The following is a 13,044-nucleotide window of genomic DNA, read 5'->3' on the forward strand; positions in this document are numbered from 1 at the left end:
GACAGGGACTGCCTCTACCGGCTTGGGCTACTCCCGCGCGTGGTGCGGGAGGGAGGAGTCGAACCCCCACTGGATCCCTGGGATCAGCTTCAACATCAGTGTCAGCTTGCGCCGGCTCCCCGGCGCACCCCTCACGCTCAGGTGAGGGGCGATCATGAGGCTACCCGAACAGGTAGCCGAACACCGCATCACCCACCCGCTGGTCGGTGACCTCGGCGTTGTTGGCCTCCTCGCGGGCGAACTTGACGGCCTGCTGGAGCTTCTCGACCCGCTCCTGCAGCTCGTTGACCCGCCGGGCCGGCAGCGCGCCGGAGAACTTCACCGTGGTCCAGTAGCCGACCGGGATGTCCTCGTAGTAGACCTCGACCTGGGCCGGGTGGTTCTCGGTGGCCTCCGCCTTCACGTGGTTGCGGGGCACCTTCTTGGTGCGGATGGTGCGCACCGCCTCGGTCTTCCAGGAGTCGGTCGACGGGTCCAGGTTCCAGGACTCGGCGGCGTCCAGCACCGGCAGCTTGCGCACGAAGGTGAACAGGTCGGTGAGCTGCTTCTCCAGGAAGAGCAGGTAGGGCACCGGGACCTGGGCGAGCAGCAGCTGCCCGTCCACCACCACGTCCGCGCAGGCGGTGCGGTTGGCCCAGTCCTTGGTGGCCGTCACGTCGAAGAGCCGGGTCAGCGTCGCCGCGGTCGCCCGCAGGATGTCCTCGGCCTTCAGCTGCACCCGGGTCGACTCGGGCGGCAGCTGCTCGCCCTCCTCGTCCTTGGGCTGGTAGGTACGGGAGATCCCGGCCAGCAACGCGGGCTTCTGGACGTCCTGATGAGCCTGGGTCAGCTCCTGGAACGACTTGGACTTGACGCCCTTTTCGACGGCGATGATCTGATTCAGCTTCGGCACATCCCGGACGCTAGCAGGGCGAACATCCGTACGGCGAACCGGTTTTCGTACCCCGGTAACTTCCTGGACGAACGACCGGGGCCCCGGCTCGGATCACTCCGAACCGGGGCCCCGAAGGCAACCGGAGACTACGCCCCGCGCAGCACCGCGCCGGTGCTGGCGAGCGCGGCGGCGACCGCCGACTCGCGGGCGGCCGAGGCCTCGTCGGCGGTCAGCGTGCGGTCGGTGGCCCGGAACCGCAGCGCGTAGGCCAGTGACTTCTTGCCCTCGCCCACCTGCTCACCGGTGAAGACGTCGAACAGCCGGATCGCCTCCAGCAGTTCGCCGGCGCCCTCGCGCAGCGCGGCCTCCACCTCGGCGGCCGGCACGTCGGCGTCCACGATCAGCGCCACGTCCTGGGTGGCGACCGGGTAGCCGGAGACCGTCGGGCCCTGGGCCTGCCGTTCGCCGTCGGCGCTCAGCAGGTCGAGGTCGATCTCGGCCACCGCGGTGCGCTCGGGCAGGTGCAGCGCCTTGACCACCCGCGGGTGCAGCTCACCGGCGTGGCCGACCACGCGGTCGGTGCCGGCCACCAGCAGCTCGGCGCAGCGGCCCGGGTGCCAGGGCGCGTACTGGCCCTGGCGGACGGTCAGTTCGACGCCGGCCGCGCGGGCCACCGTGCGGGCCGCCTCGACGGCGTCCGCCCAGCTCGCCTGCGCGCCCTTGCCCCACCAGCCGGACGGCAGCCGCTCGCCGGTCAGCGCGATGGCCACCCGGCGCGGCTGGTGCGGCAGCGCGGCGTTGAGCGCGACGATCTCCTCGTCGCTGGGACGGCGGTCGACCGCGGGGCGCGGGGCCACCGGCTGCTCGGCCTCGGGCAGGAAGACCAGGCCGGTCTCGAAGAGCGCCAGGTCGGTGTTGCCGCGCCCGAGGTTGCGTCGCACCGCGGCGAGCAGACCCGGCAGCAGCGTGGTGCGCAGCGCCGGCTCCTCGTCGTTCAGCGGGTTGACCAGCTTGACGGTGCGCCGGCGCACGTCGTCCGCGTCCAGGCCGAGGCTGTCGAAGGCCGCGTCGCCGAGGAACGGGTAGTTGAGCACCTCGACGTAGCCGGCCCCGGCCAGCGCCACGCCCACCCGGCGATGCATCCGCTGCACGGGGGTGAGGCCCTTGCCCGACGGGACGGCGGGCAGCCGGGAGGGGACGTTGTCGTAGCCCTCCAGCCGGATGACCTCCTCCGCCAGGTCGTTGGGGTCGGTCAGGTCGGGACGCCAGGTCGGCGGGGTGACCTCCAGCAGGTCGGCGCCGACCACCGTGCAGCCGACCTCCTGCAGGCGGCGGGCGACGGTCTCGCGACCGTAATCCAGGCCCGCGATCCGGTCCGGCAGGTCGGCGGCGATGGCGATGGTGCGCACCGGGTGCGGGGCCGCGATGTCGGTGACCCCGGCCTCGGCGGTGCCGCCGGCGATCAGCACCAGCAGGTCGACGGCGCGCTGCGCGGCGGCCCGCGCGGCCTCCGGGTCCACCCCGCGCTCGAAGCGCTTGGCGGCCTCGGAGGGCAGCTTGTGCCGCTTGGCGGTGCGGGCGATGGCCACCGGGTCGAAGTGCGCGGCCTCGATGATCACCTCGGTGGTGCCGGCCACGGCGCCGGTCTCCTGGTCCAGCACCGGGTCGAGGATCTCGGTGGAGGCCCCGCCCATCACGCCGGCCAGGCCGATCGGACCGCTGTTGTCGCAGATCAGCAGGTCCTCGGCGGACAGCTCGCGCTTCTGGCCGTCCAGCGTGGTGAGCACCTCGCCGGCCTCGGCGCGGCGCACCTGGATCGGGCCGTCGACCCGGTTGCGGTCGTAGGCGTGCAGCGGCTGGCCGACCTCCAGCATCACGTAGTTGGTGATGTCGACGGTCAGCGAGATCGGGCGGACGTGCATCTTCTGCAGCCGGCGCTGCAGCCAGATCGGCGACTTGGCGCCCGGGTCGATGCCGACCACGGTGCGGGCCACGAAGCGGTCGCAGCCGGCCGGGTCGGCGACCTTGACCAGGTAGCCGTAGGAGTTGGCCGGCGGCACGTCGAGCAGCGCCGGGTCGGCCAGCGGCAGGCCGTACGCGGCGGCGGCCTCGCGGGCCACCCCGCGCATCGACAGGCAGTAGCCGCGGTCGGGGGTGACCGCGATGTCCAGCACCTCGTCGACCAGCTCCAGCAGCTCGATCGCGTCGGTACCTGGGACGTACTCCGGCGGCAGCACGATGATGCCGTCGTGGTCGTCGCCCAGGCCCAGCTCGCGGGCCGAGCAGATCATGCCGGCCGAGGTGTGGCCGTAGGTCTGCCGCGCGGCGATCGGGAACGGGCCGGGCAGCACGGCGCCCGGGAGCACCACGACCACCTTGTCGCCCACCGCGAAGTTGCGGGCGCCGCAGACGATCTCCTGCGGCTCGCCGGTGCCGTTGGCGTCGCCGACGTTGACGAAGCAGTGCCGGATCGGCTTCTTGAAGCCGGTCAGCTCCTCGATCGACAGCACCTCGCCGACCACCAGCGGGCCCTTGAGGTCGCCGCCGAGCTGCTCGACGGTCTCGACCTCCAGGCCGGCCTGGATCAGCTTCGCCGCCACCTCGCGACCGGTCGCACCGGCCGGCAGGTCGACGTACTCACGCAGCCAGGAAAGCGGGACGCGCATCAGATCTCCATCCCGAACGGGAGAGTGAAACGCACGTCACCCTCGACCATGTCGCGCATGTCCGCGACGTTGTGACGATTCATCAGGATCCGCTCCAGGCCCAGGCCGAAGGCGAATCCGCTGTAGCGCTCGGGGTCGACCCCGGAGGCGATCAGCACGCGCGGGTTGACCACGCCGCAGCCGCCCAGCTCGATCCAGCCCTCGGAGGAGCAGGTCCGGCAGGGGGCGTCCGGGTTGCCCACGCTGGCACCCCGGCAGACGAAGCACTGCAGGTCCACCTCGGCGCTCGGCTCGGTGAACGGGAAGTACGAGGGCCGCCAGCGCAGCTCCAGCTCGTCCCCGATCAGCCTGCTGACCAGCAGTTCGATGGTGCCCTTGAGGTCGCCGAAGGTGATGCCCTCGTCGACCGCGATGCCCTCGACCTGGCGGAACACCGGGGTGTGCGTCGCGTCCAGCTCGTCGGTGCGGTAGACCCGGCCGACCGAGACGGCGTACAGCGGCGGCTGCTTCTCCAGCATGCTGCGGATCTGCACCGGCGAGGTCTGGGTGCGCATCACCAGGCCCGAGTCGGGCGAGCCGTCGGCGGCCGCGACGAAGAAGGTGTCCTGCATCGAGCGGGCCGGGTGGTCGGGGCCCAGGTTGAGCGCGTCGAAGTTGAGCCACTCCGCCTCGACCTCGGGACCCGAGGCGATCGAGTAGCCCATCGCGACGAAGGTGTCCTCGATCCGCTCGGCCAGCGTGGTCAGCGGGTGCCGGGCGCCGCGCGGGGCGCGGTCGTACGGCAGCGTGACGTCCACCGCCTCCTCGACCAGCACCCGGGCGTCGCGCTCGGCCTCCAGCTCCGCCTGACGCTTCGCCAGCGCCTGGTTGACCGCGCCGCGAGCCTGGCCGATCAGCTTGCCCGCCGAGGCCTTGGCCTGCGGCGGCAGCGCACCGATCTCGCGGTTGGCCAGCGAGAGCGCGGAACGGTCGCCGGTGTGCGCGACCTTGGCCTGCTTGAGCTCCTCCAGGCTGGTGGCGGCGGCGAAGGCGGCTACCGCCTCGTCCCTGGCACGCTCGACCTCTTCGGGCTTCAACGCCTCAACCTCAACCGGGTCGTAGGACTTATTGGGTGCCGACATCTCGATGTTTTCCCGTGCTCCTGCTCGTCTCCGTGGCGTTACACCAGGTCGAGTGTAGTCGCAGCGCGCACACGGCCCGGTGGGTCGCCTTGGTCATCAAGGCGCGTACAGCCCGCCGGGCCCGTGGATCGGTCACTGTCGGACCCTGAAGGTCAGACCATGAAGTCGGGCACCCCGGCGGGCAGGATAAATCGGAACCGGGCGCCGCCACCGGGTGCCCGGTCGATCCGGATCGTCCCGCCGTGCGCCTCGACGATGCCCTTGACGATGTAGAGGCCCAGGCCGGTACCGCCGCGCTTGCTGCCGCGCCAGAAGCGGGTGAAGACGCGCGGCATGGCCTCCTCGGGGATGCCGCTGCCCTCGTCGCTCACGGTGACCGCCGTTCCTTCCACGATCCTGGGCGGGGTGCCCGGGTGTTCCCAACTGGCCGGCTCGACGATCTCCTTGGCCGACGCCACCTCGATGGTGACAGTTCCCTCGCCGTGGCGCACCGCGTTTTCCAGCAGGTTGGCGAGCACCTGGTCGACCTTGTCGGGGTCGGCCCACTGCTGCGGCAGGTCGGTGTCCAGCCGGATGTCGAAGCGGTCGGCGGGGATGCCCGCGGCCACCTTGCCCTCCACGTGCCGGCGCACCGCGGCGGCCAGGTCGACCACCTGCTTGCGCACCTCCAGGCGCCCGGCGTCGATCCGGGAGATGTCCAGCAGCTCGGCGATCAGCCTGGTGACCCGGTCGGCGTCGGCGTTCACCGTCTCCAGCATCACCCGCTTCTGACCGTCGGTGAACCGCTCCCACTTGTTCAGCAAGGTGGCGGTGAAGCCCTTGACGCTGGTCAGCGGCGAGCGCAGCTCGTGCGCGACGGTGGCGATCAGCTCGGCGTGCGACCGCTCGGTGCGGCGCCGGGCCTCGGTGCCGCGCAGCGCCACCACCACCTGGCGCAGCGGGCCGCGCGGGCGCTCGCGCAGGTAGGAGGCGGAGACCAGCAGTTCGCGGCTGCCGCCGGGCAGCAGCAGGTTGCGCTCGGGCTGGCGGGTGCGGATCGCCAGGCCGCCGTAGGGGTCGGTGAGCGGCCACCAGCGCCGGCCGTCCAGATCCTCCAGCGGCAGCGCCTCGGCCAGCGGGCGGCCGAGCGCGGCGGCGGCGCTGATCCCGGTGAGCCGGGCGGCGGCCCGATTGAACCCGACCACCAGGCCGTCCCGGTCGGCGATCACCAGGCCGTCCGGCAGGTCGTCGAGCGCCACGGCCGCGGCGCCCGGCCCGGCGTTCGGCCGCCCCTCGCTGCCCACCATGGGTCTCCTCCCGATCCGCCCGACCCACACCTGGAACCAGGTGGCACCTGTGAAACCAGGTAAAAAATGGCCCCCGCCCAGGCAGACCCTAGCGCTCCGTACCCGGCTCGCGACAGCCTGCGGGCGAACGCTGTGCGCGCGCGGACGCGTAGAGGCAGACAGCGGCGGCGGTGGCGAGGTTCAGGCTCTCGGCGTGCCCGTGAATGGGCACGCGCACCACCTCGTCGGCCAGTGCGCGGGTCTGCTCCGGCAGCCCCCAGGCCTCGTTGCCGAAGATCCACGCGGTGGGGGCGCCCAGCGTGCCCTGGTCCAGCTCGTGGTCCAGGTCGCGCTCCCCCGCGCCGTCGGCCGCCAGCACCCGCACCCCGGCGGCCGTCAGCTCGGCCACCGCCTGCTCGATCGGCACCCCGACGGCCACCGGCAGGTGGAACAGGCTGCCCACCGAGGCCCGCACCGCCTTGGGGTTGTAGAGGTCCACCGAGGCGTCGGTGAGCACCACCGCGTCCGCGCCGGCCGCGTCGGCGGTGCGCAGCACGGTGCCGGCGTTGCCGGGGTCGCGGACGTTGGCCAGCACCGCGACCAGCTTGGGGCGGGCCCGCAGCACCTCGGCGAAGGGGGTGTCCAGGAACCGGCAGAGCGCCACGATGCCCTGCGGGGTGACGGTGTCGCAGATGTCGGCGATCACCTCGTCGGTGGCGGTCAGCACCGGCAGGCCCGCGGCCCGCGCGTCGGCGACGATCTCGGCATGCCGCTCGGCGGCCTCCGCGGTCAGGTAGATCTCCACCACCGCGTGCTCTCCCCCGGGCAGCAGCCCGAAGGCCACCGCCTCGCGGACCGCCTGCGGACCCTCGGCCAGGAAGCGGCGGTCCTTGCCGCGCTGGGCCCGCCGGGCCAGCTTGCGGGCGGCGATCACCCGCGGCGAGCGGAGCGAGCTGAGCTGGGGGATGTCGGTGCTGGCCATGTTCTCTCTCGCGGAGGTGATGCGGAGGTGGCTAGAAGCGAAGGCGACTAGCTGTGCAGGCGGCTAAAAGAGCCAGACCCGCAGGCTCACGAGGAGCCTGCGGGTCCGGATGCTGCGGTGGATCAGGCGGCGTCAGCGGCGGCCTTCGGCGCGTTGACGTCGGTCGGCAGCGCCTTCTGGGCGGCCTCGACCAGCGCGGCGAACGCGTTGGCGTCGTTGACGGCCAGCTCGGCCAGCATCTTGCGGTCGATCTCGATGCTGGCGGCCTTGAGGCCCTGCACGAAGCGGTTGTAGGTCATGCCGTTGGCGCGGGCCGCAGCGTTGATGCGCTGGATCCAGAGCTGACGGAAGTCGCCCTTGCGCTTCTTGCGGTCGTTGTAGTTGTAAACGAGCGAGTGGGTGACCTGCTCCTTGGCCTTGCGGTACAGGCGCGACCGCTGGCCGCGGTAACCGCTGGCCCGCTCGAGGATGACCCGGCGCTTCTTGTGGGCGTTCACTGCCCGCTTGACGCGTGCCACTTGATTACTCCTTGGGTTGGACCACGGACTACTTCACGTGGTCCGTCATTCGAATAGGTCGGGAAGGATCAGCCGGGCTCCGCGACCCGCGGGTCGCGGCGGGCGATCACTTGCCGAGAAGCTTCTTGATCTTCTTGGCGTCAGCGGGGGCCAGCTCGGCGGTGCCGCTCAGACGGCGGGTCAGCGTGGAGGGCTTGTGCTCCAGGAGGTGGCGCTTGCCGGCGCGCTCGCGCAGCACCTTGCCCGAGCCCGTGATCTTGAAGCGCTTGCTGGCGCCACTGTGCGTCTTCTGCTTCGGCATGTCGCCGTATCTCCTCGTCGGTCCGCCCCAGGCCCGCGTGTTGCCACACGGGCCCGGGCGCTGGGTTTTCTCGGTCATCGGGACGGGAGTCCCGGGACCGCGGTGGCCGGATCGCTCGGACCGACCGGAGCCCTGGGGCTCAGGCGTCCTGAGCGATCTCGGCCGGCTGCTCGGCGTCGGCGGCGGTGTCGCCGGCCTCCGCCTCGTCCTGGGCGGCGTCGTCGGCGTCCTCGTCCGTGGCGTCGTCCGCCTCGGCCTCGAGGGCGGCGTTCTCGGCCTCAAGTGCGGCGTCGTGGTCGGCGTCGTCGTCAGCGTCGGCCGGGCCGACGTTGCGGCCCTGGCGCTCGGCCTTGCGGGCGTCCTGCGCCGCACGGGCCTCGGCCATCGCCTCGGTCTTCTTCTTGTGCGGGCCGAGAACCATGATCATGTTACGGCCGTCCTGCTTGGCCGAGGACTCGACGAAGCCCAGGTCCTGGACGTCGTTGGCGAGCCGCTGCAGCAGCCGGAAGCCCAGCTCGGGACGGGACTGCTCGCGACCACGGAACATGATCGTGATCTTGACCTTGTCGCCCTGCTTGAGGAACCGAACGACGTGACCCTTCTTGGTGTCATAGTCGTGCGGGTCGATCTTCGGCCGGAGCTTCATCTCCTTGATGACCGTGTGCGCCTGGTTCTTGCGCGCTTCACGGGCCTTCATGGCCGACTCGTACTTGAACTTGCCGTAGTCCATGAGCTTGCACACCGGCGGCCGGGCGGTCGCCGCGACCTCGACCAGGTCGAGGTCGTACTCCTGCGCAAGCTCCAGCGCCTTGGCAAGCGGCACAATGCCGACCTGCTCGCCGCTGGGACCGACGAGTCGCACCTCGGGGACGCGAATCCGGTCGTTGATGCGGGGCTCGGTGCTGATGGGGCCTCCTCGGTTGCACCTTCTTCGATACGGCCGTCAGGGAGGCGGTCGCACGTCGGGACTTCGACCACTGGGCGGGGCTTCATTCGTGCTGCGCTGCCGCCGGCGTCTCGCCTGGCACCGCGGCACGAAAAAAGCCCCGCTCATCGCAAGCGGGGCTCCACACAACCGGGGGCTGCGCCCGGTGACGGGCGCTGCGGGCGACTCACGGCCTGACGGCTGGTGTCGCGGACCGGGACCTGTCGACCGCCAAGTCGATCAGGTGGGAGACTGTCGCGGTTGCCCTCTCGGGCCTCCTGGGTGGAGCCTCCACTTGCTGGCCGGGCACGGTGAAGCGCCTGGCCGGTCATTCAGCCACTTTACACTACGGGCCGCGATGGTGTCTGCCGGTACCCTCCCAGGGGTAAACGGATCCACCCCTAGGGAATGAGCCTTCCTTGAGCAGCCAGCCCGACCACGTTGACGAGGCCCCCGCGGGTCACGACGAGCTGACCCGCGACATCGCCGAGGTTCCGGCCGTCGAGGTGATCACCACCGTCGCGGTGCACCTGATGAGCGCGGCGGCCGTGAAGTGCGGCCTGGCCGAGGGCGGCGAGAAGGACAAGGACCTGGACGAGGCCCGCAAGCTGATCACCGCGCTGGCCGGTCTGGTGACCGCCGGGGCGCCCGAGATCAGCAACTTCCACGCCGCCCCGCTGCGCGACGGGCTGCGCTCGCTCCAGCTGGCCTTCCGCGAGGCCTCGCTGGTGCCGGACGCCCCGGGGACCGGGCCGGGCGAGAAGTTCACCGGGCCCGTCTACTCCTGAGCCGCTGCTCCTGAGCCGCCGTCTACTCCTGAGCCACTGCTGGGCCTGAGCCGCCCGCCGCTCCCGAGCCGCCTGCCGCCCTACAGCTCCCTGCCGTAGAAGTCGCTGCCCGTCGACCGCTGGTCGGCGGGCAGCAGTGCGAGGTCCAGGCCGCGGGCCAGCCGGACCCGCAGGGTGGCGTCGGCGGCCAGGGCGCCGGCCAGCCGCTGGGCCAGCTCCGCCACCTGGGCGCCGTCGGCCAGCCCGAGGGCGAGCACCGCATCGGTCGCCTGCCCCGGGCGCAGCTCGGCCCGCAGCACCTGCGGCTCGGCGGCCAGCAGGGCACGCAGCGCGCCCAGCACCTCGGGGTCCTCGACCGGCGGCAGCCAGGTCCGGTTCTCCGCCACCGCGCGCATCCGGGCACCCGTCAGCTGGTAGGTCACCGGGCCGGCCGGGTCGATCAGGAGGGTGTCGGCGCGCTCCGCGTAGGCGGTCATGACGGCCTGCGGGGCGCTGGCCGGCGCCGGGCGGGCGTCGGCCTGCCAGGCGGCCAGCGAGGCCAGCGAGGTGAAGGCGGGCAGCGCGCGGCGCCCGTCGGCGGCCTCGATCACCGGCACCGCCATGTCGCTGGTCTTCTCGTGCTTGAGCCCCTGGGCATCGGTCTCCACCTCGCCCAGCAGGGCGACGATCGGGACCATCAGCCGCGCCGGGCGCAGCGCGGCGAGCAGGGCGGCCTCGGCCGCCGGGTCGCGCGCCCAGTCGGCGAGCGCTGCGGCCAGGGCGGGATCGGCGCTGCCGTCGTCGGCGGCGAATCCGGGGTTCGGGATGTTCTTGCGGTCCACCCGGTGAGCCTAGCCGCTGGCGCTCGGCGGTCCCGCGCACCGTGACAGCGGGCGCGAGGGCAGCACCTGACGTCTGTCGGTCCTGACCCTACCCAGCGGTACGGGCCCTGTGTCAGGCTGCGGCAATGACGACCTCCGCCGCCACCGACCGGGCCCGCTATGACCGCGCCACCGCCGAGTTGGACGCGCCGCTGGCCATCGTCGACCTGGACGCCTTCGACGCCAATGCCGCCGATCTGGTCCGCCGGGCCGCCGGCAAACCGATCCGGGTGGCCAGCAAGTCGGTGCGCTGCCGGGCGCTGCTGGAGCGGGTGCTGGCGATGGACGGCTTCACCGGGGTGATGAGCTACACGCTGGCCGAGTCCATCTGGCTGACCCGGGCCGGGTTCGAGGACGTGCTGCTCGCCTACCCCTCGGCCGACCGGGCGGCGTTCGCCGAGCTGACCGCCGACCCGAAGCTGGCCGGCAACATCACCGTGCTGCTCGACGACCCGGCGCAGCTGCGGCTGATCGAGCAGGCCAGGGCGGGTGACGAGCGGGTGCGGGTCTGCCTGGAGCTGGACACCGCGCTGGAACTGCTCGGCGGGCGGCTGCGGGTGGGCACCCGCCGCTCGCCGCTGCGCACGCCCGAGGAGCTGGCCGCCTTCGCCGAACTGGTGCACACCAGGCCCGGGTTCCAGGTGGTCGGGCTGATGGCCTACGAGGGACACATCGCCGGGGTGGGCGACACAGTCCCCGGGCGGCCGCTCCGCTCGGGGCTGATCCGGCTGATGCAGGCCAAGGCCCGCACCGAGCTGGCCGAGCGGCGGGCCGCGGTGGTGCGGGCGGTCCGGCGGGTGGCGGACCTGGAGTTCGTCAACGGCGGCGGCACCGGCAGCGTGCAGACCACGGTGGCCGAGGCCGCGGTGACCGAGGTGGCGGCGGGTTCGGGGCTCTATCTGCCGCGGCTCTTCGACAACTACCGCTCGTTCCAGGGACGTCCGGCGGCACTCTTCGCGCAGCCCGTGGTGCGCCGGCCCGGGGTGGGCGTGGTGACGGTGCTGGGCGGCGGCTACCCGGCCTCGGGGCCGGCGGGGGCCGACCGCTCCCCCGTGCCGTACCTGCCCGCCGGGCTGCGCTACGAATCGCAGGAGGGGGCCGGCGAGGTGCAGACGCCGCTGCTCGGGTCGGCGGCCGACGACCTGCTGATCGGGGACAAGGTCTGGTTCCGGCACGCCAAGGCCGGTGAACTGTGCGAGCGCTTCGAGCAGCTGCACCTGGTGGCGGGCGACGCGGTGGTGGCGACGGCGCCGACCTACCGGGGTGAGGGGCGGACCTTCCTCTGAGGGCCCGTTGACTGAAGGCCCGTTGGCTGAGGCCCGTTGCCGCGCCGCCGCCCCGCTGCCTCGGGAGGCGGCGGGGCGGCGGGCGGCGGGCGGTGAGCGCGGGCGGCGTCAGGCGCTGGTGCCGCCGGTGCTGCCACCTGCGCTGCCACCACCGGAACCGGTCGGGCCCGAGTAGTTGGTGATCCCGCTGACGATGGTGTCCATCTGCGAGACCGCCGGCGCCTTGGCCGCGATGTCGAAGCCGAGCCGCACCGAGATCAGGCTCTTGCCGTCGGAGGACGGGAAGACCACCGACTCCACGGTGCCGTTGTTGCCCTGGGCCGCGGTGACCTGCCAGCGCACCAGGTAGCCCGAGCGGCCGTCCACGGTGACCGCCTGGGACTCCAGCTCCTTGTGGGCCGTGTTGCCCGGGTAGGAGGCGTTCGCGGCGTCCACGATGTCCTGCTTGGCGGCGGCCTGCGGGTCGGTGCCCTGGATCTGGCCGGTGTTGACGCCGCCGAGGGTGCACGACTGGCTGCTGCCGCCGCCGGCGCCCCCACTGCCGCTGCCGCCACCACTGCCACCGCTGCCACCGCTGCCACCGCTGGTACCCGGGCACTGGTACGGGCCGACGGCCAGGAAGGCCGAACCGTCGGACGCCGTGCCACCCTGCCAGCCGGACGGGACCGGCAGCTGAATGCCGGTGTTCAGGTCGGCGGCCACCCCCGGCTGGCCGAGGCTGCCGCCACCGCCGCCGTTGCCTCCGCCGCTGCCACCGCTACCGCCGCTGCCGCCGCCCGGGAAGCCGGGAATCGCCGGGAACCCGCCGCTGGAACCGCCGGCCGAACCACCGCCGCCGCTGCCGCCCGAGCCGCCGCCCCGCTGGTGGCCACCGGTGCCGTTCTGCTGGGGGCTCAGCTGCTGCGGGACCGCCTGCGCAGTGTCGCGCGAGTCGTGGTGGTCCGTCGCCAGGTAGGTGACGCCGGAGCCGACGGCCGCGCCGAGCAGAGCGGCCACGGCCGCGGTGACCAGCACCCGGCGACCGATCCGCTGGAGGACCGAGGGGCGCTTGGGCGGGAGCGGCTCGCCGTAGGGGCCGAAGCTCGGCCCTGGGCCGTCCGGTGCCTCCGGGAAGCGCACCGCGCCGTTCTCCAGCACCTCGCCCTCGATCACCCGGGTGGCGTCCAGCACGGCCGTCTCCTCGACGTCCGAGACGCCGGAGCCGTCCGAGTAGCCCGGATCACCCGAGTAGGCCGAGCCGGCCGAGCCGGCCGAGCCGCCGGGACGGGTGGTAGCCGTCCAGCCGATGCCGTCCCACCAGCGCTCGGGCCGGGGGTCACTGGTGGTGTCCTGCGGGTCCGGGTACCACCCGGCCGGAATCTTCGCTTCGCTCACACCAGAAAATGTATGGGCAGGCGGATAAACGCGATATCAACTGAGCGCCATAATCGGGCCGATTCGCATGAGATTACGGTGAGA

At 72.5% G+C, this 13,044-nt stretch carries 12 protein-coding genes and 1 tRNA gene; 2 read left to right on the plus strand and 11 right to left on the minus strand.

Translation table 11 applies throughout. The features are described 5' to 3' along the window. Nucleotides 1-40 precede the first annotated feature (40 nt). The 9 genes from OG403_RS07825 to infC form a co-directional block, all read right to left on the minus strand. Nucleotides 41-137: transfer RNA gene (locus OG403_RS07825), tRNA-OTHER, on the minus strand. A gap of 23 nt (nucleotides 138-160) precedes the next feature. Then, nucleotides 161-892 (minus strand): DUF7873 family protein, encoded by a 732-nt coding sequence (locus OG403_RS07830; RefSeq protein WP_329562588.1) that lies wholly within the window; start codon nucleotides 890-892, stop codon nucleotides 161-163. 128 nt (nucleotides 893-1,020) lie between these two features. Further along, nucleotides 1,021-3,540, minus strand: a complete 2,520-nt coding sequence (gene pheT / locus OG403_RS07835; RefSeq protein ID WP_329562589.1) for a phenylalanine--tRNA ligase subunit beta — start codon at nucleotides 3,538-3,540, stop codon at nucleotides 1,021-1,023. Then, nucleotides 3,540-4,661: a phenylalanine--tRNA ligase subunit alpha gene (pheS, locus tag OG403_RS07840; protein WP_329562590.1), complete on the minus strand. Its 1,122-nt coding sequence runs from the start codon at nucleotides 4,659-4,661 to the stop codon at nucleotides 3,540-3,542. The genes pheT and pheS overlap by 1 nt, the downstream gene beginning before the upstream one ends. A 152-nt stretch (nucleotides 4,662-4,813) precedes the next feature. Further along, entirely contained in the window at nucleotides 4,814-5,947 is a 1,134-nt protein-coding gene (locus OG403_RS07845; RefSeq protein ID WP_329562591.1) for a sensor histidine kinase, read from the minus strand. An 88-nt stretch (nucleotides 5,948-6,035) separates the two neighbouring features. Continuing rightward, a complete protein-coding gene (locus OG403_RS07850; RefSeq protein WP_329562593.1) occupies nucleotides 6,036-6,908 on the minus strand; it encodes a TrmH family RNA methyltransferase in 873 nt (290 codons plus the stop codon). Between the two features lie 122 nt (nucleotides 6,909-7,030). Continuing rightward, nucleotides 7,031-7,426, minus strand: a complete 396-nt coding sequence (rplT, locus tag OG403_RS07855; RefSeq protein ID WP_329562595.1) for a 50S ribosomal protein L20 — start codon at nucleotides 7,424-7,426, stop codon at nucleotides 7,031-7,033. Between the two features lie 106 nt (nucleotides 7,427-7,532). Next, nucleotides 7,533-7,727, minus strand: a complete 195-nt coding sequence (gene rpmI, locus OG403_RS07860; protein WP_329562597.1) for a 50S ribosomal protein L35 — start codon at nucleotides 7,725-7,727, stop codon at nucleotides 7,533-7,535. 139 nt (nucleotides 7,728-7,866) lie between these two features. Continuing rightward, the gene (gene infC, locus OG403_RS07865; protein WP_329572171.1) at nucleotides 7,867-8,634 is read right to left on the minus strand and encodes a translation initiation factor IF-3; all 768 of its coding nucleotides are present in this window, start codon (nucleotides 8,632-8,634) and stop codon (nucleotides 7,867-7,869) included. A 437-nt stretch (nucleotides 8,635-9,071) separates the two neighbouring features. Between infC and OG403_RS07870 the strand changes: the two genes are divergently transcribed. Next, complete coding sequence (locus OG403_RS07870) at nucleotides 9,072-9,440, plus strand: DUF1844 domain-containing protein (RefSeq protein WP_329562598.1); 369 nt, start codon at nucleotides 9,072-9,074, stop codon at nucleotides 9,438-9,440. A gap of 80 nt (nucleotides 9,441-9,520) precedes the next feature. Here OG403_RS07870 and OG403_RS07875 read toward each other — a convergent pair whose 3' ends face one another. Beyond that, nucleotides 9,521-10,261 carry an SseB family protein gene (locus OG403_RS07875; protein ID WP_329562599.1) on the minus strand — a complete coding sequence of 247 codons (741 nt, stop codon included), beginning with the start codon at nucleotides 10,259-10,261 and terminating at the stop codon, nucleotides 9,521-9,523. Between the two features lie 125 nt (nucleotides 10,262-10,386). On the opposite strand from OG403_RS07875, the gene OG403_RS07880 reads away from it, so the two are divergent. Then, nucleotides 10,387-11,586: an alanine racemase gene (locus tag OG403_RS07880; protein WP_329562600.1), complete on the plus strand. Its 1,200-nt coding sequence runs from the start codon at nucleotides 10,387-10,389 to the stop codon at nucleotides 11,584-11,586. A 108-nt stretch (nucleotides 11,587-11,694) separates the two neighbouring features. Here OG403_RS07880 and OG403_RS07885 read toward each other — a convergent pair whose 3' ends face one another. After that, nucleotides 11,695-12,960 (minus strand): DUF2510 domain-containing protein, encoded by a 1,266-nt coding sequence (locus tag OG403_RS07885; RefSeq protein WP_329562602.1) that lies wholly within the window; start codon nucleotides 12,958-12,960, stop codon nucleotides 11,695-11,697. Nucleotides 12,961-13,044 lie beyond the last annotated feature (84 nt).

The sequence above is a fragment of the Kitasatospora sp. NBC_01266 genome (assembly GCF_036242395.1).
Taxonomy (GTDB): Bacteria; Actinomycetota; Actinomycetes; order Streptomycetales; family Streptomycetaceae; genus Kitasatospora.